Origin of the sequence: Rhodanobacter umsongensis (assembly GCF_042654965.1) — a bacterium.
GTDB classification, from domain to species: Bacteria; Pseudomonadota; Gammaproteobacteria; order Xanthomonadales; family Rhodanobacteraceae; genus Rhodanobacter; species Rhodanobacter umsongensis.
The window spans coordinates 1-506 of sequence record NZ_JBHSMK010000012.1 but is presented as its reverse complement, the minus strand read 5'-3'; the positions used below and the strand labels follow the sequence as shown (position 1 = coordinate 506).

Here is a 506-nt window from a genome sequence, read left to right as displayed (position 1 = left end):
CGGATGGCGAAACGCAGGCCTTCGTCCATCGCGATCGGGTGGATCAGGCTCACCACCATCTTCACGTTGTCGCCCGGCATCACCATCTCCACGCCGTCCGGCAACTGGCAGGCGCCGGTCACGTCGGTGGTGCGGAAGTAGAACTGCGGACGGTAGCCCTTGAAGAACGGCGTATGACGGCCACCCTCGTCCTTCGACAGCACATACACCTCGGCCTCGAAGTCGGTGTGCGGGGTGATCGTGCCCGGCTTGGCCAGCACCTGGCCACGCTCCACGTCGTCGCGCTTCAGGCCGCGCAGCAGCAGACCGGCGTTGTCGCCCGCCTGGCCCTGATCCAGCAGCTTGCGGAACATTTCCACGCCGGTGACCGTGGTCTTCTGCGTGTCGCGGATGCCGACCACTTCGATTTCATCGCCGACCTTGATGATGCCGCGCTCGATACGACCGGTCACCACGGTGCCGCGGCCGGAGATCGAGAACACGTCTTCCACCGGCATCAGGAACGG

General features: G+C 65.2%; 1 protein-coding gene. It reads right to left on the bottom strand.

What is annotated here, in order from left to right:
- On the bottom strand, positions 1-506 hold a 506-nt coding region (locus ACFPME_RS17565; protein ID WP_377306994.1), incomplete at both ends, for an EF-Tu C-terminal domain-related protein.